This is a genomic window from Streptomyces sp. NPDC005820, assembly GCF_040630255.1.
Classification (GTDB): Bacteria; Actinomycetota; Actinomycetes; order Streptomycetales; family Streptomycetaceae; genus Streptomyces.
The window spans coordinates 60,611-85,390 of record NZ_JBEXXE010000052.1 but is presented as its reverse complement, the minus strand read 5'-3'; the positions used below and the strand labels follow the sequence as shown (position 1 = coordinate 85,390).

The following is a 24,780-nucleotide window of genomic DNA, read 5'->3' as shown; positions in this document are numbered from 1 at the left end:
GGTCTGGTGGGCCCAACTGCAAGGCGGAGGAGGGCGTCGACGCGGAGCGTCGGCAACCGACGACAACGCGGCAGGTGGGCCCACCAGACCCCGCGTCTGCGGCATGATCCGCCGGACAGGCCCTAGGGGATCCATCTCGTCAGCGGGGCCTACCGCCGCGCGCGGAGGCTCCGCCCCGGATTCGGAGCGGAGCCTCTGCGCCCCGTCTTCGAGGACGACAGTGAGCCCCCTTCGAACGCCGGCTCACCGCGTCTCGGGGTACGGTCCGACTCAGCCCCGTGAGCGGCCGCCCGGGTCTGACGGCTGCCATCGCCACGATCAACTCGTCGCGCTGCGTTCGCTGTTCAGTTCACGACGTGAAGTACGGATCGGGCGGTACGACATACATCGGCGGGTTGTGCTTCGCCGAGCTGGTCGTGGTGCTGTCGTCGGTTCCGGCCGCGTGTGCTGCCGGGGCTCCGAGGACAGCAAAGGCCAGGACACCCGACACGGCAGCGATGATCGCGCGTATTCGCATGATTCTCCCATAGGTAGAAGTGGTCTGCCCGAGCATTCGCAGGCAGGACCTGGTCGACCGAGGTGCAGGCGCGGCGAGGGACCGGCGAAATACTCTCCGGCGCCGGTGCACACAGCCCCTCGCTGCTCGTCACCGAAGATCCGGCACGCGCCTTGCATCGTTCTTGCGGCGCCCTTGCATCGCCTGCGCATCGCGCCCGGCTCCGGAACATGCAGATACGGCGGCGCAGAAGCGCGCGACTGCTGCGCACAACGTACGGACGAGTTCGCGGGCGGTGAAATACCGTTCCGCGATTACGATCAGGTGCGGTCGGCACTGGATCTTCTTCAAATTCCGCTTGATGACGCGGGTCAGGTGCGTGAGGTCGGCGGCAGCGAAGTCGGCCAGGGCCCGTTTGAGCAGGCTCCAGATGCCTTCCTGCGGATTGATCTCCTCGGCGAAGGTCTTCGGCTCACCCCCGCGGCGCGGACGGTGCCCGGGCCTGAGGCACACCGCGCCGGCGATGTTCACCCGCCCGCCACGACGGCCGGCCACCCGCACGACTGGACGGGATCCGCGCGGCGCCCCAGTGCGCCCCTTGTCGGGATCAGCGACTGGCCGCTCTCGTCCGCGAAGCAGATGTGGGCGCCCAGGTCGTGCGCGGTACTTTTAACCGCGGCCACACCTCGGCCTTCCACACCTCGGCCTTCCACACCTCGGCCTTCCACACCTCGATCGCCGCCTCGTCACGTTCCAGCGCCCGACGGACCGGCACCTGGCAGCTCCAGCCATGCCGCTTGAGTAGCCGCCACACCCCCTGGACGGTGCAGCCGACGCGGAACAGCCGCCCGATCAGCGACTTCACGCGCCTGAGTGTCCAGCCCTGGTCCTCATCGTTGAAACCGTGCACCAGCGGGCCCCGCTTCAGCTCGCCCTCCAGCCGCTGCCACTGCGCCGACGACAACCGTTCGACCGCCATCGGCCCCGCCGACCCCAGCGCCGCTACACCTCCGCGCCGCCAGGCTGCCCGCCAGCGGCGCACCGACCGGTCCGCCACCCGCAACTCCGCAGCGAGCTGCGTCGTGCCCGCCCCGGCCTCGAACCACTCGGCCGCCCCAAACGCATGGGCTCCCGCTTCTCCTGCTCCGCGGGCGTCAGCCCGCCCCCTTGCGCGTACCGCATGAGGACGTCGTACCGCAGGGATCATGACCCGTCACCACAGCCCGGACATCGCCGATTCAACCTGAGTACCGCGCCGTCGCGTGGATCCCGCCCATCGGCAACACGCGAAGCCCGTCGGGGCAGCGGCGGGCTCCGGGCGAGTCGGCCGGTCGGCTCGGGTGCAGGTCATTCGCAAGTCAACCGCAAGCGGGGCGGGGGAGATTGGGCCCGGCCCGGGGTCGTTGTCCAACGGAACGGGGCCCGGGACGAGACCGGAAATGGCCCTGCCGACGTGACCTCTCAGCGGTCGGGCCCGCAATCGCCACCGCTTTGATCTTTCACGTCCACCCCAATTCGGCTATTCCCGGAATGCACCCGGACTGACCATTTACGACCCTCACCCGGAATTCGGAGAAAATACCGGACAAGGCGCGACCTACGATAGCCTTCGAGAATGGAGAAATTCCTGCGAACCACTGCCGCATTCATAATGCTGGCGTCCCTGGTTGCGTTTTCTTACAGCGAATACAAGATAGTGAATACCGGTAACTGCGTCTCGGGTGGGCCGTTCATCACCGATGTGGACATGCCCGAATGCCCCCCGGGCAGCACGGCATGGGTGTGGATCATGCAGGGGGCGGTCCTCACCGGAGTCTGCGCTTTCTGGTGGCTCATATTGATCGGCCGACGGACGGTCTTCCGCCTCGTCGGACCGCCTGGTCCTGTCCTCCCGGACAAACAGGGCACCGGGCACCCGTCCGGAAACCTGGACGCCCGAGCGGTCGGCGCGTTGCGCACCCGGCTGTTCCCGCCCGGTGCGGCAGACGGAGAGCCCCAGGACCTCCCGCCCGCCGGTGACGCCCTCGCCCGACTGGAGAGGCTGGGGGTGTTGCGCTCCTCGGGAGCCCTGACGCCTGCGGAATTCGAGCAGGCCAAGGCGAAGATCATGGAGGAGTTCTGACCTGCGCCGCACACCGGCAGCCAGGAACGGATGCAAGTGAGTTGCAAGACGGTGAGCAGATCATGCACCGGCGAGGGCGACTCACGCACATCCCACAGAACGAGGACGGAAGAAATGCTGAATCCGACGGCCACCGGCGCCAAGCGTGGCGGGGTGCTCCAAAGCCCCCCTGGTCACGGCCCGCAGGTGCACGGCTCTCAGGTGTCCGAGGGGCTCCTTCCCGGTGCTGCCTCTGACAGACGCATCGCATGACCGGAGCGCAGGCCATCCCCGCACCCGACGGGCCCGGCGCGGACACGTGGGTGCTGCCCGGATACACGCCGTCGAGGGAGCTGGGTTCGGGAGCGAGTGGCCGGGTGGTTCTCGCCAGGCATGACGAGACCGGGTCACCGGTGGCGATCAAGTACCTCTCGCAACGGCTGCGCGGCGACAGCACGTTTCTCGCCGGGTTCCGCGCCGAGGCCCGGCTGCTGGGCACCCTCCGGTCCCCGTACGTGGTCGAGCTCTACGAGTACGTGGAGACGTCCCTCGGCGCCGCGATCGTCATGGAGTTGGTGGACGGCATTCCGCTCCGCGCGCTGCTCAAGCAGGAGGGTGCCACCGAGCCCGAGGCGGCACTCACCGTACTCAAGGGATCGCTGCTCGGACTCGCCGCCGCCCACGAGGCGGGAGTGGTGCACCGGGACTACAAGCCCGACAACGTCCTGATCGCCGCAGACGGAACGTCCAAGCTGGTGGACTTCGGTATCGCCGTGCCCAGCGGTGAAGCCGGCAACGCGGCCGGCACCCCCGTGTACATGGCGCCCGAGCAGTGGACCGGCCGAGCGGCGAGCCCGGCGACGGATGTGTACGCGGCGACCGCCACGTTCTTCGAGTGCCTCACCGGCGCCAAGCCGTATGCCGGCGAGACCGCCATGGAGCTGGCGATGCAGCACATGGAGGCGCCCATCCCGGACGCGCTCGCCCCCGAGCCGGTGCGCCCGCTGATCCGCAGGGGCCTCGCCAAGACACCCGGGGAACGTCCGGCGAGCGCCGCGGACCTCGTCGCCGAACTGGAAGCCGTGGCGACAGCCGCTTACGGCGAGGACTGGGAGGAACGCGGACAGCGCAAACTCGCCGCACTGGTGGCCCTGCTGCTCTTTCTGTTCCCATTGGCGGACCCCGGCGCCTCGGGCACCACGGCGCTGGCCACCACCAGCCTCGGCCCCAACCCCAACCCCAGCCCCAACCCCAACCCCAGCCCCGATCCCGGCCCCGATCCCGGCCCTGGTCGGTCCGTGCGCAGCCGCCTGCCGCTGAACCGCAGAGGCAAGACCCTGGCCGGAATGGCAGCCGGCGCGCTGCTGCTGGGCGGGATCACGGTGACCGCGGTCGCTGTCGGCAGCCACCCGGTGAACCGACCGGCGGCGTCGGGCGCACCGACGACGGCTTCCCCGTCCGGCAGCGCTTCAACCACCACAGCGGCGAGCGCCGAACCGTCGAAAACCGGGCCGCCCGGTGCGTCCGTTTCGGCGGAGGAGACGAAGGGCGAGCCTTCCGCCGGGGACGATGTGCCGCCGAGCACGGACAACACCACGGGTCAGGACGACTCCCCCGGTGGTTCGTCGAGCGGGGGCGGCGGCACATCGGGCTCCAGCTCCACCGGCGGTGGCACCTCGGGCGGGTCGTCAGGCGGCTCATCAGGCACGGGCACCAGCACCTCGGGCGGCACCAGCAGTGGCGGCGCCCCGGGCGGAGGCACCGCCGAGCCGTCCACCACCCCGGCCCCCAAGCTCCATGTCGTCTCCGTGACGATCAACGCGAGCGGGCCGCTGGGCTCCGGGTGCGCCATGGTGGCTTCCGTGACCGTGCAGACCGACGGGGCCGCCGACGGCATGCTCACCCTGAGCTGGTTCACCGGTTCCTCCGCCACGGCGGTCGGGACGGTGGTCGCCACCGACCCGGTCTCTCTTCCCGAGGGGCAGACACAGGTCTCCGGCAGATACACCCACTCCTTCACCACCCCGGAGCGCTCCCCCTACCTGGGCGTCAAGGTCTCGACCAGCCCGGCCGCCGATTCCGGCAACGGCGCCTTCGTGACCGTCTCGGCGCCCTCCGTCTGTAACCCGCCCCGCTGAGAGCCTCGGGGTTCCACGCCGTACGAGGGAAAGGAAGCCCGATGGACACACCTCAGGACCCGACTCCGGCCGGCCCCGAGGAGCGCACCGTACGTCTTCCGCATCCCGATGCTGTCGGCACCGTACGTCTGACTCCCTCCGACCTCGCGGCCACACTCCACCTCACAGAACCCGGCACACCGGGCTCAGGGGAGACGCACCGCTTCGGCCCCGGAGTTCCCACCCCGACGGGCAGCGCCGACGACCGGGTGGCGAGCGTCTGGCACGGCACCGTGTCCCCGTCCCCGGACGCGCGGTCGGGCAAGGTCACCCACGGACGTCGACCGCGCAGACGCGTCCTGGGCGGCTGGCTGTTGCCGGTGGTCGTGCTGATCGCGGTGCCGGCCTACCTTGTCTGGCAGCGGCACGCACCCGCGCTCGCCGTGACCGGAGCCACCGTCCACACCGATTCCGCGGGCCCGGCCTGCGACGGCACCGCCACGGTCACCGGCACCCTGCACACCAACGGCATCGCGGGCACGGTGGACTACCGCTGGAAGCGCAGCGACGGCACGGTTTCCGGCACCCTCCAGCAGCATGTCGCCCGGGACGCACACCGGACGGACGTCGTACTGCGCTGGACCTTCGACGGCCACGGGACCCTGCGGGCGACCGCCATCCTGGAGGTGCTGTCGCCCAACTCGACGACCGCGTCAGTCACCTTCAGGTACGCCTGCCCATGAGGTCGCCGATCGACCGGAGGAGACCGACGGCCCCGCAGCGCTCGGCGATGGCGTACGCCTGACGCAAGGTGGCTTCGGCCTCGTGGGAGGGGCCGTGGAGTGCCAGGGCGTACAGGGCGCGGGCGTGTTCGAGACGTGCGGGGCCGGGGGCGAGCAGCGCGACCGCCTCCCGGAGTTCGGGTACACCGTGGGCGCCGCGCAGCTCTCCGAGCATCCGCAGAGTCCGTCCCACCATGCTCGGCGCGCCCCACTTACGGGCCAGCAGGAGTTCTTCCCTGGCCAGTGCCTCCGCCTCGGTCCGTTCTCCGAGACCGGCCAGCGCCTGAACGCGCAGTGGCGCCCACGGCCACCAGGCGTGGTTGACCACGGACGGCCGCAGATGCCGGACGGCTTCCAGGCTGGTGAGCGCCTCGTCGTGACGCCCTTCCGCGATGAGCACCCTGGCCTGTGTCTCTCTGATGAGGAGAACGCCCTGGGCACCCTTGGCCAAGCCGCGCATCTGCTCCAGGCACGCGCGGGCACCGGCGGTGTCTCCCAGATCGAGCAGGACTCCGATCAGGAAGTCCCAGCCCCGCGAGGCACCGGGCGCCAGACCCCAGGTCTCCGACTGTTCCGCGGCGATGGTGAGGGACTGCAGCGCCCCCCGAAGATCGCCGTGGTCCCATTGGGTGAAACCTCGCCACATGTGGGTCGAGAGCACGGAGAACAGCGAGTCGCGCTCGTCGGCACGGGCCAGTGCCGCGCCCCACAGTTCTCCGACCTCCTCGTCCGCCAGGTGCAGGACGATGGCGGCGGCATACCAGAGCAGCTCTTCCCCGGCGTCCAGCAGGACGCGGTCGGCGACGGCGAAGCGGGCGAGCGCGACGGCGCCGGCCCGGTCACTCCCGTCCTGGGCCGCTTCCCAGGAGAGGTAGGCGGCGAGCATCCGGGCGCCGGGGCCTTCGCCGCCCACGGCCCGGTCCTCCGGGCTGCGCCACGGCTTCGGGTCCAGGCCGTGCATGAAACCACTCATCCGCTCCAGGGCCAGCAGGCCCTGCCGCTCGTCGGCCAGCTCGGCCGGCAGCTCCGCCGCAGCACGCCGGGCGAACTCGCTCGCCCGGCCCCGCTCGCCGGCGAAGACCAGGATCCGGGCGAGGAGAAGTGCCGCGGTGGCCCGGCGGGCGGGATCGGCCAGCGTCTCGTACGCCCGGCGCAGGTGCTCCACCGCGGCCGGGCCGTTGCCGTGGGTTTCGGCACGGCCGAGTTCGAGGAGCACTTCGGGCTGCAGCTCGGGGGTGGGCGGTTCTTGCAGAGCACGGCTGAGGTAGGTGGCGGCGGCGTCGGCGGCACCGCGACGGGCTGCCTCATGGGCGGCCGTGCGCAGCAGGTCGACGGCCCAGGGGCTGCCGCGGTGGGGGGTGAGGAGCAGGTGGGTCGCGGTCTGCTCGGGGGGTGCGCCCGCGGCGTGCAGGACCTGGGCGGCGCGGTCGTGGCGCAGCTGTCCTTCGCCGGGTGGGAGGTCGCGGTAGACAGCGTCGCCCACCAAGGGGTGGACGAAGCCGAACGGGTAGTGATCGCGAATGATCTCGGCGCGGACGAGAGGTGCGACGGCGTCCGCCGCGTCGTTCTCGGACATCTCCATGATCGCGGCGACGTGGGGCAGCGTCGCGCCGTCCCCGAGGACGGCGACGGCCTGGGCAGCGGCCGTCGCGTTGGCGGGCAGCCGCGCGAGGCGGCTGAGCACGAGCTGGGAGACGGCCCGGGACCCGATGTCGGTCACCGTGCCCGCCTGAGCGGCTTCGGGTCGGATGCCACGTGACTGGAGCGCGCGCAGAACCTGGCGCAGCAGCAGAGGGTTGCCGGACGTGGCCCGGTGGCAGGCATCGGCGAACGCCTCGTGCGGGGACTCGCCCAGTGCGTGTCCGACCAGGTCGGCGACGCCTGCCGCAGTGAGCGGAGTGGGATGGATGAGCAGGACCGAGGAGCCGTCGATGAGTTCGGCCAGCAACTCCCCGTTGTGATGGGGTTCGCCGGTGCGCAGGGTGGCGGCGATGAGGACGGGCAGTCCTTCCAGGCGCCCGGCGAGATAGCCCAGGAAGCGCAGCGAGCTGGTGTCGCACCACTGCAGATCGTCCACGGCGAGGACGAGGGGGCCTTCGGCGGCGAGCCTGAGTGTCAGCTGGTAGAGGCCGTTCAGGACCGCGAAGCTCTCGGGCCGGCGGCTGTGCATGGCCGCGTCGTGGTCGGGGTCGGGGTCGAAGACGGCGGCGGACGAGGCAGCGGCGCCGGTCATCAGTCCGCCGCCGCGCCTGACGACCAGCTGTTCGAACAGCTGGCGAACGGCGCCGTAGCCGTAGTCCTTCTCGCGCTGACTGCCGCGTGCCGCCAGCGTCAGGACCTTCCGGTCGGTGGCCATCCGGCGGACCTCGGTGAGCAAGCGGCTCTTGCCGATACCGGCGGGGCCCTCCACGATGGCCACGCCGGCTGTGCCCTTCAGCGCGCCGGTCAGGCAGTCGCCCAGTTCCGCCAGTTGCCTGTCCCGGTCCACCAGCGCATCCGCACCCGGGGAGGAGCCGGCCACCGGGGCCGGCGGTCTTCGCGTGTCGTCACCATGCGCTGCCGCTGTCTTCTTCCCGTCCGAGAGCCCGGCCGGCACGGGCGGAAGTGGCCGGTCGAGCGCGGGCGCCTGGGCGAGCACGTCGGCCTCCAGGGCGCGCAGAGCGGAGCCGGGATCGGCCCCGAGCTCCTCGGCCAGGGTCTGTCTGGCACGCCGCAACGCGCTCAGCGCGTCGGCCTGACGGTGCGATCGGTACAGCGCGAGGGTGAGCAGACGCCAGCGTTCCTCTCGCAACGGATCCTCGGCCACCAGCGCCTCGATCTCCGGCACGAGGACCGCGTCCTCACCGGACTCCAGACGTGCCGCGAGCAGCCGTTCACGGGCCACCTCGCGCAACTCCGCCAGGCGGGCCGCCTCCGGCCGGGCCCACAGCTCCGCCGCGTACTCGGCGAACGCCGGCCCTCTCCACAACGCCAGCCCGCCGTCGAGAACCGTCACCGCCTCGGTCGGATCGCTGATCGTGGCGGCGTGGTGGAGTGCCTGTTCGAATCGCCAGGCATCGACCGTTTCATCCGGTATGCGCAGGGCGTAGCCGGACCCCTCACTGATGATGAAGCCGCTGCGGGACCTGGCCTCCCGGCCGGGTTCGAGCCGGCGTCGCAGATGCGATACGTACGCGTGCAGCGCCCCTTGCGCGCTCGGCGGCGGCGTCCCGTCCCACACGCCGTCCACCAGTCGGTCACGGGTGACGATCCCGCCCCGCGCCACCAGAAGCAGAGCCAGCACGGCGCGCTGCCGGCGCCCTCCCAGATCCACGATCCGGCCCTGGAACGTGGCCCCCACACCACCCAAGACGCTGATCCGCAGCCCATCGCGCATACCGCCCCCTCTCCTGATCTTCAGATAGTGACACAACGCGTCAAAGCAGAAGGTTGTGCCTCTTGGTGAGCCCTGAGCGGCAGGCGCAGGTTGAGGGTGTGCAGGACCGCGCCCCATCCGAAGTGAAGTTCTGATTTGATGCATTGCTTACCAGACACCACAGACCAGACGAGGAGGGAGGTAATGCTCCTCACCGCTCAGAGCCAAGGGCCCGACCCGGAACAGGCCGGAGAACCGGCAGCGGGTCCGGACGGGCTACGGATCAGGGTTCTCGGCGAGGTCACGGCCACCGACCGGGGAGTGGTGCTGAATCTCGGCGGCCGACGCCAGCGTGCGGTCCTGTCCCTTCTGGTGGTCGCGCGCGGTGGCATGGTCACCGGCGATCGGCTGATCAACTCGCTGTGGGCGGCATCGCCGCCGCCGGGCGCGGTGGGCGCGCTGCAGGCATACGTATCCCGTCTACGGCGCCTGCTCGAACCCGGCCGGACGGCCAGGTCCCGGGGCGGCCCGATAGCCAGTGAGGGATCCGGGTACGCGCTGCGGATCTCCGACGACGCCGTCGATGCCTGGCAGTTCGAACGGCTGCTACGGCATGCCGACACGCTCTCGGCTCCCGACGACACCGCGAACACCCTGACCGGTGCGCTGGCGTTGTGGAGAGGGCCGGCGTTCGCCGAGTACGCGGCGGAGCTGTGGGCCCGGCCGGAGTCGGAACGCCTCACGGAGTTGCGGGAGGTGGCGCGTGAGCGGCTGCTGGCAGCACGCCTGGACTGCGGCGGTGCCGACGCGGCTCTCGTCCCTGAGCTGGAAGCGCTGGTGGCCGAGGATCCGCTGCGGGAGAAGCGTTGGCACCTGCTCGCCCTCGCGCTCTACCGTGCCCACCGCCAGGCCGACGCGCTGGGCGCGCTGGGGCGCGCCAAACAGATCCTGGCCGAAGAGCTGGGGGTCGACCCCGGTCCAGCCCTGCGCTCACTCGAAGAGGAGATAGTGGCCCGGTCCCCCGCCCTCGACGCCCCGCGGTTCCCGCGGGCGACCCGCCTGGACACGGAGCCGGCTGCGCCCGCACAGGCCACCGAACACCCGACGCCGGATGCCCGGTCACCGGTGGCGGGCGATCTGGTCGACCGGGACGCGGAAGTCGCCGAGCTGCGCGCCTGCCTGTACGAGGCCGTCGGGGGGCACGCCACACCTGTCCTCATCGAGGGCCCTGCCGGCATCGGCAAGAGCCGCCTGCTCGCCGAGTTGCGGCAGTTGACCGCCCGCGAAGAGGTACTCACCCTGACCGCACGGGGCAGCCGCCGCGAGAAGGACTACGGTTTCGGTGTGGTGCGTCAGCTCCTCGACGAGCTGGTCGCCGAACGCGGCGACGAGCTCCTGGCCGGCCCGGCGGCTCCGGCAGCCGTTGTCTTCGACCCGATGATCGCACCGGGCCGTCAGCCCGATGGTTTCGCGATCCAACACAGCCTCTACTGGTTGATCGTGAAGCTGGCCGCCGGGCGGCCGCTCGTCCTGGCCATCGACGACCTCCACTGGTCCGACTCCGGATCGCTGCACTTTCTGGCGTACCTCGCACGCCGACTGGACGGGCTGCCGCTCCTGATCGCCGCCACCGTACGGACCGGCGAGCCACATGACGAGAGGGGACTGCTCACCGAACTCGCATCCGATCCGGCCACCGTGCACATCCGGCCCGCGCCGCTCAGCGCCGACGGGGTCGCGGCCCTCGTACGCGCCAGACTCGGCGGAACCACTGACGACGCGTTCGCCACAGCCTGTCACCGCACCACCGCGGGCAACCCGCTCCTGCTGCGCCAGCTGATCCGTGCCCTGGAAGACCGTGCCATCGAGCCGACCGCCGACCAGGTCGGCAGGGTAAGCGAAATCGGCTCACGCGCGGTCTCGAGAACGGTGCTGACGCACCTGGCACAGCTGCCCGACGCGGCCACGGCCGCCGCACGCGCCATCGCCGTTCTCGGCGACGGCGCGGTGCTGCCCGCGATCGCCGCTCTCACCGGTCTGACCGAGGACGACGCGGCAGCCGCCATCGCGCCGCTGGTACGCGCCGAAGTGGTGCGCGACCAATACCCACTGAGCTTCACACACCCGCTGCTCGGTGAGGCGGTCTACCGCGACCTGCCCCCGGGAGAGCGTCAACTGCGGCACGAACAGGCCGCCCGGGTCCTGCATGCCGCCGGAGCGGCCCCGGAGCAGGTCGCCGCCCATCTGCTGCCCGCCCCGCATCGCGGCGATCCCTGGGTGGTGTCGATGCTCCAGGCGTCCGCCCGGGAGGCCGCCCACCGGGGAGCGGCCGACGCCGCTACGACCTACCTCGCCCGGGCACTGCGCGAACCGCCGACGCCGGACGACAAACCCCGGGTGCTGCTGGAACTCGGCCGCTGCGAGGCCCTGCGCGACGGGCCGGCCGCGGTACGCCACCTGCGGGAGGCCTACCGGTCGCTGCAGGATCCGGCAGACCGGGCCCCGGCCGCGCTGCTCCTCGCCGGCACCCTGTTCTTCGCCGGCACCCAGGGGGAGCCCACCGCCTTCGCCCGCCAGGCCCGTACGGAACTGCCGGCCGGGATGACCGACGAGCGGCAGGCACTGCTGGCGCTGGAGCGCGTCACCGGCTATATGCACGGGCTGGACCCCCGGCTGTACCGCCACGGACCGCGGCCGGCCGTCGTCGGGGAGGGCCCGGGGGCCCGCATGCTGGCCGCGGCGCTGGCGTGGGAGGTCACAACGGACGGGGTCGACCGCGCCGAAGCCGCCGCGCTGGCCCGCTTCGCGCTGGCCGACAACGTCCTTCTGCACGCCGGATCACTGTGGGCCCTCGCCGGAGCGGTGTTGCACCACGCCGACGAACACATCAGCGGCTTCTGGGACGAGGCGCTGGCCCACGCCCATCGGAACGGGTCGTTCTACGCCGCACATCGTGGCCATGTCTGGAAGGGCTACACCCTGTGGGGTCGTGGGGATCTTCCGGGCGCCCACGAGTCCCTGGCCACGGCCAACAGCCAGCTGGACGAGTGGGGCACCGTGCCCGATGCCCTGTACGCGTGCTACGCCTTCACCACAGGAATCCTGGTCGATCTCGGAGACGTGGCCGGCGCCCGCGCCTATCTGGACCGGGTCGATGAGCAGCCGGCCAACGCGCACGGCGCGCGACTCATGGCGGAGGCCCAGGCCGGCCTGCTGATCGAGGAAGGACGGCACCGTGAGGCACTCGCCGCCCTCGATGGTGTCCGGCACCTGCCCGCCGTGGCCAGCGCGGCCTGGTGGCCGGGTCGGTCACTGAGAGCGCAGGCACTCGCCGGCCTCGGTCGCCGGGCCGAGGCCACGGCCCTCGCGGAGGCGGAACTCGTCACCGCCCGGGCATGGGGCGCCCCGAGCACGACCAGCCGGGCGCTGCGGATACTCGGCGAATTGCGGGGTGCCGACGGAGTGGCGGAACTCCAGGAGGCGATCGCACTGTGCGCCTCCACGTCCACCTCGACCCCCGCAAGCCTCGAACATGCCAGGGCCCTGCACGCCCTGGCGGCCCACCAGCCCCCGCAGGCAGCCGCCCGGAGCCTGCGCCGGGCCCACGCCATCGCCCGGCGATGCGGCGCGGCCGCACTCCTGCGGTCCATCACCTCGGACCTGGAGCGGGCCGGTGCGGAAACGCCGCACGCCCCCGGCGATACCGGGGGCGTGACTGACTGAGAGCCGGTGGAACAGAGTCGTTGAACGGGGTCACTGGATGACGAGGACAGGCGCGGTCGTCGCCACGCCGCCCGCGAACCCGTATCGGAACGCCTTGACGGTCACGGTCACTGTCATGTATCTGTCCGCCTCGACCAGCTTGTACTGCGCGTTGACCGCGCCGGCGATCGGGGATCCGGAACGCTTCCACCTGTAGGTGTACTCCGTGGGCTCGACGTTCCAGACCCCCTTGGAGGCCGTCAGCGTCCGGCCGACCTGGACGGTGCCCTGGATCTTGGGCGCGGTCGTGGCCTTGAGCGGGTCGCCCTGGCGCACCCTCACCGTCGGCGATGTGCTTGTCGTGCCACCGGCGGCGTTCGTCGCCAGCGCCCGGCAGGAGATCTTGTGGTCGTAGTCCGCACCGGTCAGTTTGTGGGAGGCGCCTCGCGCGCCGCCGATCGTCCGGCCGTCGCGCAGCCACCCGTAGAAGGTGGGAGAGGCCGCGCCGGCCCAGGTCGCCGAGCAGGTCACGGTGCGCCCGGCGCGCACCGTGCCGCTCACCTTCGCCGGCGCGACCACCACCGGCGGCGTCCCGGTCGTGGCGTACGACAGGTTGGCGTTGCTGTCGCCGTCCGTCATCTGCGTCCCCCACATCGCGATCGCCCGGCGGTTCGCCGCCGAGATCCCGACGCCGGTGGACGCGTCCCTCGACGAAGTGCCGAGTGTGACGGACGCGTTCCAGGAACCGCCGACCCGGGAGGCCGACCTGAAGGCCCACTGGCCGTTGCCGGATTCGCCCCAGACCGTGTGCACCGTGCCGTCGGCGTCCTGCGCGGCGTCGAGCCCGGTGCTGATGTCGGAGGAGAGTGTCGTCGCCGCCGGCCAGGTCGTGGCGGCGGCGCCGCGCGTCACGGTCCGGACGTCACCGGCGTCGGCCGAACCGCTGCTGGAGAGCCAGACGAGGGTGATCGCGCCGTCGGACCTGACCAGCGGGACCGGGTGGTCGAGGTACTGCGAGGTCGTGGCGGACACGGTCTGGGGCGCACTCCATGCGGCGGACGGACCGGAGCGGGTCGCCAGTTTGACGACCCGCAGGCCGGAGCTCGTCGGCTCGGTCCAGGTGACCGCGGCCTTTCCGGTGGCCGCCTCGGACAGTTGGGGCGCCGTCTTGGGGTTGTCGGCGGGCGAGGACACGGTCACCGGTTCACTCCAGGACACGGCCGACGGAAGCAGGGTGGCCGACGCGGTGCTTCCCTGGGACACCCCGCCCGCGGGCCGGTTCCACCACACGGCGGTCGCCGAGCCGTCCGCGGCCACCGCGATCCTGGGCGCGACGGCGTGCGCGGAATCGGCAAGGGAGGCCGAGAGCAACGCCGGGGCGGACCAGCTTCCCGCGGCCGTCTGCCGGACGGAGGAGCGTACTTCGCGCGCCCCCGTCCCGTCGCCCGCGCTCCAGACCACTCTGACCACGCCGTCGGCTCCGACGACCGCGTCCACCCCGTTCACTTCCGAGGCACTGTCGACCAGCGACGCCCGCGACCAGACGGCCGAGCCCGGGCCCCGCACGGACGACAGCAGCCGGACGGCACCGGTCCCGGATCCGGGCGTCGGGTACACGGCCCACACGGCGGTGACCGTGCCGTCCGGCGCGACGACCAGCGAACTGGCGTCGTCGTCGACCGGGGTGGCGGACAGCGTCCGGGTAGCCCAGACAGCGGTGCCGGGCTGCCGCACCGACACCAGGAGCGCCCCCTGATCGCCGGCGAGCGCCGTCCGCTTCCACAACGCGGCCGAGGTCCCGTTGTCGCCGACCTTCACCTTCTGCGGACTGAGACTTGACTGCTGGCTGGCGGCGAGGGTCTTGGGCGCCGTCCACCCGGCGGCCGCGACGGGAGCGGGATCGGCGGCAGCGGGGGTGGCGAGAGAGGAGAGAGCGGAGAGGGCGAGGACGCCCGACACCGCGGCTGTGATGGTGCGTATGCGCATGAGTTTCGGTTCTCCCAAGGATTGCAGCGGTCCGCCCGAAATTCCTGGGCGGACCCGGTCGATCACGTACAGGTGCCGATGTCCGGCGAGATCCCCCGTGTTTCAGCTGATCGGGCACCTGTGGCACACGAACGCTTCGTCCAAGAGTCCGCCGCCCGTCTTGCAGGTCGCTTGCATCGAGCCGACAAGACTTTCGTCATCGGTCGGCGGCAGTGCTGTGCGTCGAGCCCCGCCGTATGAAGCACGCCCACCGTTGTGAACGCCCAAGCCGGCAGCAGCGCGTCGTCTTCGTAGGGCTCTGGAGCATCGGCGTAGGTGGTGGACGTGGGCGAGGCGTAGCCCATGCGGTCCCACCGGACCGTGAGTGTCCGCCCGACCTCACGCCCGTCCGCGATGTCGTAGAGGCGCAGCGGAAGCCGGGACCTTCCGGTGTGGACGCTACGTCGTGGCCCGTGCACCCGTTCCTGGCCGACGCGCAGCGCACCTCGGCGACGACCACCGCGTGTGGAGGGGAGAACAGGTGCGTGCAGAACCGTTCGACGTGCCCCTGGTAGGACTCCGTCAGGTCTGTCTCGATCTTGGCGTCCTGAGAGCCCGGCTGGGCAGGGGCTGATGGCAGGTGGTGCAGATGCCGGTCCAGCACCTCAGGGTGTTCTGGAGGGCATCGAGGACTTGGTAGAGCGTGAGGCCGGCCCCGGGGACTTTTGGGGCGAGACGCTGTTCGGTGAGGAAGGCATGGGCGGCGGTCACGAGGGTGACGTGGTGCCGCGAGTGCTGCCGGTCGAGAGCCACCACCCCTGCTGCGCGCCGGCCCCGCACGGCCCGCCCGGGACACCGTGCCCATGCCGACCCCGGGCCCACCGCATCGCCCGGGAGTGCGGAGCGGCCGACCTGCGCCGGTCGATCGCCGCACATCCGGACGGGGTGGGGGAAGCCGCGCCGGCGTGAGCCCGGGGAGCCTGTCGTGCACGTCCGGCGACGGCCCCGGGGCGGCCTGTCGCCGGACGGCGTGCCGGCCCGGCTACTTGACGTCGACGAAGTCAGCCGTCGACGCGACCCCAGCGGTGCTGGCGTTGCCGGCGAACACGAACCTGTAGGAGCCGTCGACGGACGCCTTCACCGTGGTCTTGACAGCGCCACCCGTGCTGCTCGCCACCGTCTTGACGGTGGTGAAGGAAGAACTGCCCTTCTTCTTGAACTGCAGCTTCACGGACTGGCTGCCGTAGCCCCCGTACGTGGCCGTCGCCCAGTCGGCACGGCTGAGCCTGCCCGAGACGGTGATCGTCTTGCCCTTCTTCACCGGCTCGGGCGTCGCATTGGCCGTGAGCTTCGACTGACGCAGCACGTTGATCTTGGAGTAGTCGAACGCGAAGGCCGACATGTGGTTGGTTCCGTACAGCGCGGCGAAGACGTGCCAGGTTCCGGCGAGTGAGTTCGTGTTCAGAGCCGGGGTGACGGAGATCTTCACCGTGCAGGTACCCGTCGCGCTGGGCGAGGCGCAGACCGGCGTGCCGGGGTCCGAGAGGGTGGCGTCCCGGTGGTCGAAGTCACTGGTGCCGTGCCAGAGCATGACGTACCCGTCTCCGATCCCCGTGTCGTTCGTTCCGGTCACGGTGGCGGTGACGGTCTTGCCAGTGGTGCCGACCACGATGGGCTTGCCGCCATTGACCACGACCTTCGTGATCACTGTGGGACTGGTCGGGCTCGCCTGCGCCGCCGGGACGGCGAGAGCGGAGATGGCCAGAGCGCCGGAGAGAGCGGCGATGATGGCGTGTTTGCGCATGATTTCCCCAAGGTGAGTCGGTCTGCCCGAATGCCCGGGACGGACCTGATTGATCGTGGTGTGCATGCGCGAAGGTCCGGCGAAACCACTCCCCTGTATCCGCACGTCCCGTGCGTGGGGGCACATCGCTCTTACTTCGCACTCACGTTCATAAGGATCGGCAGCTCATCTTGCGGATCACTTGTAACCGAGTGACCCGAAACGATCGGCTTCGGGCGGCTTGGGCCGTCGTTGCGCCATGCCTCCGGTCTTCTGGACCGACGCCGACTCGGCTGCGTCATGCGGGACGACGGTCCGGGCTTTTCGGCCGACGCCTGTGGCGTCTGAACATGTCCCGCCCTGTCCTTGGTGACCGCGAACCGCTCTTGGCGATGGCTTGCAGCGGACATGAAGGTCCGGCCCGTGGGCGGGCGAGATCCTTGAGTGGACCGAGGTCCCGTCAGCGGATCGGACCTTCCGCGCCCGGAACGCTTCGCGGGTACGGACCCGAAGCCAGGAAGTGAGCCCAGGGCCCAGCGCCGGCCGCTCCGGGGAGGCTCGAGAGTCGACACCGTGAGCGGAAGCGCACTTCACCGGAGGGCGTGTGCACGCGCGAAGGCCCCCGGGCTGGACTTCCCCCACTGGCCAAGCCATGCGCAGAGCCCGTTCGTGCACGGGCCCTTGCCGGCCGTTATGTGAAGCCGTGCCCACAGCGTGCCCGTAGAAGCGGACAACCACGGTCAGCAGCGGTGCGACCAGGCTCAGGCAACAGCGCGGACACAACGAATCCATGCAGGCCAGAAGCCAGACAGCCGCGCGAGCGCCGTCGCTTCCCAAGCTGAGAGCCCGAGTTCGATTCTCGTCACCCGCTCCATGAAGAAGGCCCAGGTCAGCGACCCGGGCCTTTTTGTTGTGCGCGGTGATCAGGTATCGCGTGCCAGATTCGTGCCAGAAACCGTGATCGGCGGAGTCCGGTGTCTTCGGTTCTGGCACGGCCGCGGCTTCCTGGCGCGCCTTGCGTACGGTGACCACCAAAGTCCATCTCGCCTGCGACGGCCGGGGCTTGCCCCTGGCTGTCGTCCTCACCCCCGGCAACGTCAACGACTGCACCATGCTCAAAGCGGTAGTCCGTTTCAGCAGCTCAGAGCGTACGGCGGGATGGCCCCTGAAACGCTGTACCCCAGGTTCGGGAACGCCGGCCGTCTGCTCGGCGCTTCGGCCGGCCCGAGAGGGCTCTACGTCGTCGACGGCCACCAGGGCGCGGTCGAGGTCGCCGAACTCCCGGTGGATCCCGGCCCCCGACGCCGGGAGTACGTCTCTTTTCAGCCATGCCTCTATGACGTCCCTGCACGGAAAGGTACTTCCGCACATGAGCATGCACCTGACATCTTGCGTCCACCACTAGTTTCGTACGGCCCGGCCGGTGCCCTCAGCACGGCCGGGCCGTCTCCGGAGGACGCCTTGATACCCCACATATTCAGCCGCCCTGGACGCACGCTGGTGCTGGCGGCCACGCTCGGTGCCGCCCTCGCGTTCGGCGCCCCGGGCGCCCTCGCGGGCACGCTCCCCGTCGTCCCCTCCACCGCGCCGGCCGCCAAGGCCCTCGCTCCGGCCGCCGTGCCGGCTTCCCAGAGTGCGACCTGGGTGGCCGGCACGCGTGCCTACCTCGTGATCACCGCCCCCGGTGACAGTTCGGCGGTCCGCTCGGCGATCACGGCCAACGGCGGCACCGTCTTCTCGAACTTCGACGCCATCGGCGTGATCGTCGCCCACTCGGCGTCCAGCGGATTCGCCGCCACCATGCGCGGCGTCGCCGGTGTGCAGCAGGTCGGCGCCACGCGTACCTCGGACGTCCCGGCCGACGCCTACGACCCGGCACTCCCGGCCAATCCGGCCCAGGCCTCGACCCCGGCCGGAGAACCGGTCCGGGCCGACATGAGCCAGATCAAGGCCGACCAGGCCTGGGCCGTGAACCCAGGCTCCGCCTCCGTCACGGTCGGCATCCTGGACACCGGTGTGGACGACCAGCACCAGGACCTGGCGCCCAACTTCGACACGGCCGACTCGGTCTCCTGCGCCTACGGCAAGCCCGACACCCGTGCCGGCGCGTGGCGGGACGTCGACACGCACGGCACCCACGTAGCGGGCACCATCGCCGCGGCGAAGAACGGCAAGGGCGTCGTCGGCGTGGCACCCGGGGTGAAGATCGCCGCGGTCCGGGTCGCCGAGCCGGGCAACTCCTTCTTCTTCGCGGAGAACACCATCTGCGGCTTCGTCTGGGCCGGTGACCACGGCTTCAAGGTCACCAACAACAGCTATTACACGGACCCGTGGCAGTTCAACTGCCCGGACAACATCGACCAGGCCGCCATCATCGAGGGCGTCAAGCGCGCCCAGGAGTACGCCGAGGGCAAGGGCTCCCTCCAGATCGCCGCCGCGGGCAACGAGAACTACGACCTCGCCCACAAGACGACCGACTCCGCGAGCCCGAACGACTCGACGCCGGTCACCCGCACCATCACCAACGCCTGCCTCGACATCCCGACCGAGCTGCCGGGCGTGGTCACGGTCGCGGCCAACGGCACTGGCGTCACCAAGGCCTCGTTCTCCAACTACGGTCAGGGCGTGATCGACGTCGCGGCGCCGGGCAGCAACGTGTACTCCACCGTCCCCGGCGGCGGCTACGGCAGCAAGAGCGGCACCTCGATGGCCACCCCGCACGTGGTCGGCGTGGCGGCACTCATCGCCAGCGCCAACCCGGGCATCACCCCGGCGCAGCTCCGCGCCAAGCTGGCCGAGCAGGCCAACGACATCGCCTGCCCTTCGGACAGCCGCTGCACGGGCACGACGGCCAGCAACTCGTTCTTCGGCGAAGGACAGGTCGACGCCCTCAAGGCCGTCGGAGCCACCCCGCCGCCCGGCGCCTACTTCGAGAACCTCACGGACTTCGCCATCAACGACAACGCGACCGTGGAGAGCCCGATCGCCGTCACCGGCGTGACCGGCAACGCCCCGGCCACCCTCAAGGTGGGTGTGGACATCAAGCACACCTACATCGGTGACCTGGGAGTCGACCTGGTGGCGCCGGACGGCACCGTCTACACGCTGCACAACCACGCCGGCGGCAGCGCCGACAACATCGCCCAGACCTACACCGTGAACGCCTCCTCGGAGGTCGCGAACGGCACCTGGAAGCTGCGCGTCAACGACAACGCCGCCTCGGACACAGGCAAGATCGACGCCTGGAACCTGACCTTCTAGCGCAGGGCGGGCTGCGAACTGCTGGGCAGCAGAGGGCTTGTGGGCCCCGGCGGCGTTGTACACCGCCGGGGCCCACAAGCCGGAGGCGTCCCGTCCCACGCCTTGCGCACCGACTCCTGCGGTGCGGCCGCGAGTGACAATTCCGAGCCATTGCAACGCGCTACGACAAGCCGGCAACCCGCTACCTGGCCGGACTCCACATCGCCTCGCTCACCCTTTGGCTCCGCCAACCCGCTCAGGGACGATTACCGGGCACGGCCCAGGGTGGCGCCATGCTGCAGCTGCCGCCCGGCCGCCCCGAGGACGAAGTCACGAGCAGGGAAGAGCTGGTGGCCTTCATCGCCCGGCTCCGGGACGACTTCGTGGAGCGGGGCGATCAGTGGGAGAACGCCACCCTGGACCGGTTCTTGGATGCGGCTGGAGTTCGGCGGCCCCGGCGCTTCCTGGCCGCCGGTGCCGTACTGCTTGCCGCGTGCCCCCGGTGGCAGACCCGCGCTCGCAACGCCGCGGCGATCGCCCTCCGCCTTCGGTACGCCCGCCCCGACGCGGTCACATCTCTTCGAGCGTGCCGGTGTGGAGTTCGGCGACCCGGCCGTCCGGGGTCTCGTAGGTCCAGAAGGCGTGCACCGTATGGGTGTTGAGGTTCATGGCATGGGTGACGGTCATGCCGGACTTCTCCGTCCAGCCGATCAGGAAGACGCCCGGTGTCACCTCGGCGGTCCGCAGGCGCACGTCCTCGGAGGAGCCCTCCATGGCGCCCGCGACCGCCTCCCAGTGCAGGCCGGTACCGTCGGCGGCGTACGTGTTGTGGAAGACGACGCCGTTGTCGACACTGAACCGGTACTTCTTGCCGGCGTAGGTCAGTTCACTCACGATGTCTCGGCCCGCGCTCAGAACAAGCCGTTGAAGTGCGGCAGTTCGGCCGGTACGGGCGCGATGACGTCCCAGTGCTCGACGATCTTGCCGTCGGCCACCCGGAACAGGTCCCAGTAGACGACCGGCAGCCCGAACTCGCCCTCGGACTGCAGCAGTACGAAGTCGCCCTCGGCGACGACCTTGTGGACGGTCCGGTAGACCAGGTTCTTGCCCTGTTCGGCCCACTTGGCGGCCGCGGCGCCGAAGCCGTCCAGGCCGTCGGCGGCCTCCGGGTTGTGCTGGAGGTAGCTCTCGGTGGAGATGTAGTTCGTCAGAACCGAGTAGTCGGCGCCGACGAGCACCTTCTCGGCGAACTCCGCGACCAGCTCACGGTTGGCCTCGGTCCTGTCCAGGTCGCCCGGCGTGGCGGCCCCGTCCGTCTGCGTACGGCCGGAGGCGGTCTCCGTGACGACCGGGGTCAGTGCGTCCCAGTGCTCGGCCAGCTTGCCGTCCGCGTCGACGCGGAACAGGTCGAAGGCGACCAGCGGCTCGGGCCCGAATCCGTGGTACGTGCCGTGCAGCGCCACCAGATCCCCGTCGGCGATCACCCGTGCGCCCTCGTAGCGGAAGCCCTGCGGCAGACCCGCCACCAGCCCGCGCAGCGCCTCCGGGCCGTCCGCGGCCAGGCTGCTGTGCTGACGGTAGTCATCGGACACCCAGCGGTCCACGGCGCTGGGGTCCCTGTCCCCGAAAAGCTCACCGGTTGCCTTGAGGACGTTGTCCTTGCTGCTCATTTGCGTGGATCCGATCTGTGCGTTCCGGTGTCATTTCGCTCACCGGGCTGCCCTCCACTCTCCTGCGCCCCCGACCGTGACGCACGGTAGAGTCAGGCATACCTATGGTCGAAACGGGACAGACTCCGATGATCGAGCGGGGCTACCGCAACCCCACCCGGCCCGGTCTGCGCCTGGAGGTCCTCACCTTCACCGACCTCCCCAGCCGCCTGCCGGACGAGGAGTACCGGCGGGTGCACCGGCTGGACTTCCATCACCTCGCCCTCGTCCACGACGGCACGGGCACCCACATGATCGACTTCGTCGACCACCCGTGCCGACCGGGCACGCTGCTGCACGTCCGCCCGGGGCAGGTACAGCGTCTGCCGACGGGGCCCGACGGCGGCCCGGCCGACCTGGACGCCACGATCGTCCTGTTCACCCCGGACTTCCCGCCCCGCCTGCCCGCCACCGTCCGTGTGACCGACGACCCCTTCGGCCCGGCCTCCTGGCAGCTCCGCCCCGAGGACCACGATCGCTTCCGCCGCGCGCTGGCCGACCTCGCCGCCGAGTACGCCGGCCTTCCGGACCAGGAGCGGGACATCACCAGGGAGCTCCTACGCCAGCTGCTGGCCGGGATCCTGTTGCGTATCGCCCGCCTCCCCGCCCCCGACGGCAGCCAGGAGAAGGGCGCCACGCAGGAGCCGTACCGTCTCTTCCAGCACGAGCTGGAGCGCTCCTTCGCCGTCCTGCGCCAGGCCCACGACTACGCGGCCCGGCTCGGCTACTCCCTCAAGACCCTCAACCGGGCCTGCCAAGGGGCCACCGGTCACACCGCCAAGCAGCTCGTCGACGCCCGCGTCACCCTGGAGGCCAAGCGCCTGCTGGCCCACACCGAGCTGCCCGTCGCCGCCATCAGCCGCCGCCTCGGTTTCACCGAGCCCACCAACTTCAGCAAGTTCTTCACCCGCGCGACCGGCGAGACCCCCGGCACCTTCCGCGCCGCCCAGAGCTGACCGTCCGGCGGCGAGTGCGCCGTACCCTCGGCGGACGTCACGGACCCGTCGCGCCGTCGGCCTTGAGGATGAGGGTCATCGGTACTGCGGTACTGCCCGCCGGTCGAATTGCGTCCCGCGGTGCCGGGGGCCGACGGAAATCCATTCCTAGCTTGAGCACAGGGTCGTTCGGGCCCCTTCTCCTGACCGCTCGTCTCTCGCTGGGAGTACACCGTGGCAACCTTTCTGTACCGGCTGGGCCGACTCGCCTTCCGGCGACGACGGCTCTTCCTCGCGCTGTGGATCGTCGTCCTGGCCGCCGTCGGGGTGGGCGCCGTCAACAGCCCCGGCGCCTCGACCGACGACTTCACCCTGCCCGGTACCCAGTCCCAGAAGGCGATCGACCTGCTGGAGAAGGAGTTCCCGCAGGCCTCCGCCGACGGTGCCACCGCCCGGGTCGTCTTCGAGGCGCCGAAGGGGCAGACGCTGACCTCCGGCAGCAACAGGTCCACCATCGAGTCCCTCGTCGCCGACCTGAAGGCCGCCCCTCAGGTGGCGAACGCCTCCGACCCGTTCACCGGCGGCCAGGTCAGCAAGGACGGCACCATCGCCTTCGCGCAGGTCACCTACGAGGTGTCCAAGGCCGACCTCGGCGACGCCGCCTCCGACGCCCTGACCAAGGCCGCCGACGAGGGCGAGAAGGCCGGTCTGACGGTCAGCCTGGGCGGGAACGCGGTCCAGGAGAAGAGCAGCAGCAAGGCGGCCGAGATGATCGGTCTCGTGGTCGCCGCGTTCGTCCTCGTGATCACCTTCGGCTCGCTGCTCGCGGCGGGGCTGCCGTTGCTCACCGCCATCATGGGCGTGGTGGCCGCGGTCTCCGCGATCACCGTCGCCACCGCGTTCGTGGACATGTCCTCGGCCTCCACGACGCTGGCGCTGATGCTGGGCCTGGCGGTGGCCATCGACTACGCCCTGTTCATCGTCTCCCGCTACCGCGGCGAGCTCCTCGAGGGGCACGCACCGGAGGAGGCCGCCGGGCGGGCGCTGGGCACCGCCGGCTCGGCCGTCGTGTTCGCCGGCCTGACCGTGATCATCGCGCTGGCCGGACTGAGCGTCATCGGGATCAAGATGCTCACCACCATGGGTCTGGGCGCCGCCTTCGCGGTCGCGGTCGCCGTCGTGATCGCGCTGACCCTGCTGCCCGCGATGCTCGGTTTCGCCGGGACGCGGATCACGAAGGGCAGGCTCACGACCGAGCGGCTGCGCGCGCAGGAGCGCGGCGAGGGCGAGACGATGGGCGTGCGCTGGGGGCGGTTCGTCACCCGCAACCCCGTCAGGATGCTCGTCGGGTCGGTGGCCGTCCTCGGTCTGCTGGCCATTCCCGCCCTGTCGATGCGTCTGACCCTGCCCGACGACAGCATGGCCGCGCCGGGCAGCACCCAGCGCGCCGCCTACGACACCCTGAGCAAGGGCTTCGGCGAGGGCTTCAACGGACCGCTGACCGTGGTCGTCGACGCCCGCGGCAGCGACGACCCCGAGGCCGCCGCCCGGGACGCGTACGCCACGGTCAACCAGCTGCCCGATGTCGCCGCCGCGCGCCCCGCCGTCTTCAACGAGGCCGGTGACGTGGCCCTGATCGGTGTCGTGCCGAAGAGTTCCCCGTCGAGCGAGGAGACCAAGGACCTGGTCACCACCATCCGCGACCGGAGCGACGGCCTGCGCGCGGACACCGGCGCCGACCTGCTGGTCACCGGTACGACAGCCGTCAACATCGACGTCTCCGCGAAGCTGGGCGAAGCTCTCCTGCCCTACCTGGCCATCGTGGTCGGCCTCGCCCTGATCCTGCTCCTGCTGGTCTTCCGCTCGATCCTGGTCCCGGTCAAGGCGGCGCTCGGCTTCCTGCTCAGCATCGTCTCCACCCTCGGTGTGGTGGTCGCGGTCTTCCAGTGGGGCTGGCTGAAGGACGTCTTCGGCATCGACGAGGCGGCGCCGATCGTCAGCGTCCTGCCCATCTTCATGATCGGCGTGGTGTTCGGCCTCGCCATGGACTACGAGGTCTTCCTCGTCACCCGGATGCGCGAGGAGTACGTCCACGGTGCCGAACCCACCGAGGCCATCGTCGCCGGCTTCCGGCACGGCGCCCGGGTGGTCACCGCCGCGGCGGTCATCATGATCGCGGTCTTCTCCGGGTTCCTCCTGGACGACACCGCACTGATCAAGTCGATCGGCCTGGGTCTGGCCGCGGCCGTCCTCTTCGACGCCTTCGTCGTCCGGATGACCATCGTCCCGGCGGTGATGACCCTGCTCGGCCGCCGCGCGTGGGCCCTCCCGGCGTGGCTGGACCGGATCCTGCCGGACGTGGACGTCGAGGGCGAGAAGCTGCGCCACGCCCTGGAGGAAGAGCAGGCGGGCAGTGCGCGCGGTGACGAGCCGGAGCCGGCCGAGCCCGCACCGCTGCACCACGGCTGACAGCCCGGGTTTCACCGAAGAGCACCGCAGCTCAGGCCGTACGATCCACCCGGAGCGGGACGGATCCCGGGCCGACCGTGTCCTCGAACCTCCACCCGTCGGCCCTCTCCCCCCGGGGCCGACGGG

Annotated in this window: 15 protein-coding genes and 2 pseudogenes; 9 read left to right on the top strand and 8 right to left on the bottom strand. The window is 70.8% G+C overall.

From position 1 onward, the window contains the following. Positions 1 to 349: 349 nt before the first annotated feature. From ABZ464_RS43390 to ABZ464_RS43380, 3 genes are all read right to left on the bottom strand, one after another. Positions 350 to 517, bottom strand: coding sequence for a hypothetical protein (locus tag ABZ464_RS43390; protein ID WP_359287436.1), 168 nt, complete (start codon positions 515 to 517; stop codon positions 350 to 352). A gap of 129 nt (positions 518 to 646) precedes the next feature. Continuing rightward, positions 647 to 1,051, bottom strand: coding sequence for a hypothetical protein (locus ABZ464_RS43385; protein WP_359287435.1), 405 nt, complete (start codon positions 1,049 to 1,051; stop codon positions 647 to 649). 52 nt (positions 1,052 to 1,103) lie between these two features. Further along, the gene (locus ABZ464_RS43380) at positions 1,104 to 1,553 is read right to left on the bottom strand and encodes a winged helix-turn-helix domain-containing protein (RefSeq protein WP_359287434.1); all 450 of its coding nucleotides are present in this window, start codon (positions 1,551 to 1,553) and stop codon (positions 1,104 to 1,106) included. A gap of 558 nt (positions 1,554 to 2,111) precedes the next feature. Here ABZ464_RS43380 and ABZ464_RS43375 point away from each other — a divergent pair. The 3 genes from ABZ464_RS43375 to ABZ464_RS43365 all read left to right on the top strand — a co-directional run bounded on the left by ABZ464_RS43375 (position 2,112) and on the right by ABZ464_RS43365 (position 5,457). Further along, complete coding sequence (locus ABZ464_RS43375; protein ID WP_359287433.1) at positions 2,112 to 2,618, top strand: SHOCT domain-containing protein; 507 nt, start codon at positions 2,112 to 2,114, stop codon at positions 2,616 to 2,618. A 248-nt stretch (positions 2,619 to 2,866) separates the two neighbouring features. Continuing rightward, positions 2,867 to 4,735: a serine/threonine-protein kinase gene (locus ABZ464_RS43370; RefSeq protein WP_359287432.1), complete on the top strand. Its 1,869-nt coding sequence runs from the start codon at positions 2,867 to 2,869 to the stop codon at positions 4,733 to 4,735. A gap of 41 nt (positions 4,736 to 4,776) precedes the next feature. Continuing rightward, positions 4,777 to 5,457 carry a hypothetical protein gene (locus ABZ464_RS43365; RefSeq protein WP_359287431.1) on the top strand — a complete coding sequence of 227 codons (681 nt, stop codon included), beginning with the start codon at positions 4,777 to 4,779 and terminating at the stop codon, positions 5,455 to 5,457. Here ABZ464_RS43365 and ABZ464_RS43360 read toward each other — a convergent pair. Further along, positions 5,438 to 8,872 carry a BTAD domain-containing putative transcriptional regulator gene (locus tag ABZ464_RS43360; RefSeq protein ID WP_359287430.1) on the bottom strand — a complete coding sequence of 1,145 codons (3,435 nt, stop codon included), beginning with the start codon at positions 8,870 to 8,872 and terminating at the stop codon, positions 5,438 to 5,440. The genes ABZ464_RS43365 and ABZ464_RS43360 overlap by 20 nt on opposite strands. A 183-nt stretch (positions 8,873 to 9,055) precedes the next feature. Between ABZ464_RS43360 and ABZ464_RS43355 the strand changes: the two genes are divergently transcribed. Next, entirely contained in the window at positions 9,056 to 12,574 is a 3,519-nt protein-coding gene (locus tag ABZ464_RS43355; protein WP_359287429.1) for a BTAD domain-containing putative transcriptional regulator, read from the top strand. 30 nt (positions 12,575 to 12,604) lie between these two features. Here ABZ464_RS43355 and ABZ464_RS43350 read toward each other — a convergent pair whose 3' ends face one another. Both ABZ464_RS43350 and ABZ464_RS43345 read right to left on the bottom strand, forming a co-directional pair. Next, positions 12,605 to 14,539 (bottom strand): hypothetical protein, encoded by a 1,935-nt coding sequence (locus ABZ464_RS43350; protein ID WP_359287428.1) that lies wholly within the window; start codon positions 14,537 to 14,539, stop codon positions 12,605 to 12,607. A 1,021-nt stretch (positions 14,540 to 15,560) separates the two neighbouring features. Next, complete coding sequence (locus ABZ464_RS43345) at positions 15,561 to 16,322, bottom strand: DUF5707 domain-containing protein (RefSeq protein ID WP_359287427.1); 762 nt, start codon at positions 16,320 to 16,322, stop codon at positions 15,561 to 15,563. Positions 16,323 to 17,325: 1,003 nt separating this feature from the next. Between ABZ464_RS43345 and ABZ464_RS43340 the strand changes: the two are divergent. The 3 genes and pseudogenes from ABZ464_RS43340 to ABZ464_RS43330 form a co-directional block, all read left to right on the top strand. Further along, a pseudogene (locus ABZ464_RS43340) lies at positions 17,326 to 17,430 on the top strand (transposase); the annotation flags it as partial. Positions 17,431 to 17,801: 371 nt separating this feature from the next. Further along, positions 17,802 to 19,562 carry a S8 family serine peptidase gene (locus ABZ464_RS43335; protein WP_359287437.1) on the top strand — a complete coding sequence of 587 codons (1,761 nt, stop codon included), beginning with the start codon at positions 17,802 to 17,804 and terminating at the stop codon, positions 19,560 to 19,562. Positions 19,563 to 19,699: 137 nt separating this feature from the next. Next, positions 19,700 to 19,801 (top strand): annotated as a pseudogene (locus ABZ464_RS43330) (IS5/IS1182 family transposase); the annotation flags it as partial. Between the two features lie 310 nt (positions 19,802 to 20,111). On the opposite strand, the gene ABZ464_RS43325 reads toward ABZ464_RS43330, so the two are convergent. Together ABZ464_RS43325 and ABZ464_RS43320 are read right to left on the bottom strand one after the other, a co-directional pair. Further along, a complete protein-coding gene (locus tag ABZ464_RS43325; RefSeq protein ID WP_359287426.1) occupies positions 20,112 to 20,435 on the bottom strand; it encodes a MoaF N-terminal domain-containing protein in 324 nt (107 codons plus the stop codon). Positions 20,436 to 20,452: 17 nt separating this feature from the next. Then, a complete protein-coding gene (locus ABZ464_RS43320) occupies positions 20,453 to 21,211 on the bottom strand; it encodes a nuclear transport factor 2 family protein (RefSeq protein WP_359287425.1) in 759 nt (252 codons plus the stop codon). 128 nt (positions 21,212 to 21,339) lie between these two features. On the opposite strand from ABZ464_RS43320, the gene ABZ464_RS43315 reads away from it, so the two are divergent. Both ABZ464_RS43315 and ABZ464_RS43310 read left to right on the top strand, forming a co-directional pair. Next, entirely contained in the window at positions 21,340 to 22,206 is an 867-nt protein-coding gene (locus ABZ464_RS43315) for a helix-turn-helix transcriptional regulator (protein ID WP_359287424.1), read from the top strand. A 213-nt stretch (positions 22,207 to 22,419) separates the two neighbouring features. After that, the gene (locus tag ABZ464_RS43310; protein ID WP_359287423.1) at positions 22,420 to 24,654 is read left to right on the top strand and encodes an MMPL family transporter; all 2,235 of its coding nucleotides are present in this window, start codon (positions 22,420 to 22,422) and stop codon (positions 24,652 to 24,654) included. Positions 24,655 to 24,780: the final 126 nt, after the last annotated feature.

What these genes read in the sequence shown, in the direction of transcription:
- ABZ464_RS43315 (WP_359287424.1), top strand. Translation starts at nt 21,340, where the DNA reads ATGATCGAGCGGGGCTACCGCAACCCCACCCGGCCCGGTCTGCGCCTG.
- ABZ464_RS43360 (WP_359287430.1), bottom strand. Translation starts at nt 8,872, where the DNA reads ATGCGCGATGGGCTGCGGATCAGCGTCTTGGGTGGTGTGGGGGCCACG.
- ABZ464_RS43390 (WP_359287436.1), bottom strand. Translation starts at nt 517, where the DNA reads ATGCGAATACGCGCGATCATCGCTGCCGTGTCGGGTGTCCTGGCCTTT.
- ABZ464_RS43365 (WP_359287431.1), top strand. Translation starts at nt 4,777, where the DNA reads ATGGACACACCTCAGGACCCGACTCCGGCCGGCCCCGAGGAGCGCACC.
- ABZ464_RS43320 (WP_359287425.1), bottom strand. Translation starts at nt 21,211, where the DNA reads ATGAGCAGCAAGGACAACGTCCTCAAGGCAACCGGTGAGCTTTTCGGG.
- ABZ464_RS43350 (WP_359287428.1), bottom strand. Translation starts at nt 14,539, where the DNA reads ATGCGCATACGCACCATCACAGCCGCGGTGTCGGGCGTCCTCGCCCTC.
- ABZ464_RS43375 (WP_359287433.1), top strand. Translation starts at nt 2,112, where the DNA reads ATGGAGAAATTCCTGCGAACCACTGCCGCATTCATAATGCTGGCGTCC.
- ABZ464_RS43370 (WP_359287432.1), top strand. Translation starts at nt 2,867, where the DNA reads ATGACCGGAGCGCAGGCCATCCCCGCACCCGACGGGCCCGGCGCGGAC.
- ABZ464_RS43345 (WP_359287427.1), bottom strand. Translation starts at nt 16,322, where the DNA reads ATGCGCAAACACGCCATCATCGCCGCTCTCTCCGGCGCTCTGGCCATC.
- ABZ464_RS43355 (WP_359287429.1), top strand. Translation starts at nt 9,056, where the DNA reads ATGCTCCTCACCGCTCAGAGCCAAGGGCCCGACCCGGAACAGGCCGGA.